1 protein-coding gene is annotated in these 404 nt (G+C 70.3%); it reads left to right on the top strand.

The annotated features are described in order from the left end of the window. Positions 1-21: 21 nt before the first annotated feature. Positions 22-404 (top strand): hypothetical protein (locus SSOG_RS53035; protein WP_208867310.1); only part of this gene is annotated, 383 nt, incomplete at its 3' end.

The raw sequence follows: 404 nt of genomic DNA on the forward strand, positions 1-404 counted from the left end.
CCCGCGAACAGGGAGGGCACGATGACCAGTTCATTGGACGAGAACAACGGGCCGGCAGCGGCCCCGGCCCGGCGCCCGTCCCAGGTCACCGCGGCCGCCTCGCTCCTCATCATCTCGGCGTTCCTCGGCACCACCATCGCCGTGAACGACCCGGCGATGACCCAGTCCGTGTACCTGCTGCTCTTCGTCACCATCGGCGCCGCCGTCCGCATCCTCGGCGGCGGCCGCAAGGCCCGCGTCACGGGGACGGTGACCGCCGTCCTGCTCCTCTTCTTTCTGGGCCCGCACGTGATCTATGGGCTGGCGGCACCGGGCGGGGTGTTCCAGCCGGATTACGCGGTGATCGCCATCCTCGCCATCGGCGCCTCCGCAACCGGTGTGAGCCTCCTCTACGTGCCGCGAAG

This window comes from Streptomyces himastatinicus ATCC 53653, from assembly GCF_000158915.1.
In the GTDB taxonomy this organism is placed as follows: domain Bacteria; phylum Actinomycetota; class Actinomycetes; order Streptomycetales; family Streptomycetaceae; genus Streptomyces; species Streptomyces himastatinicus.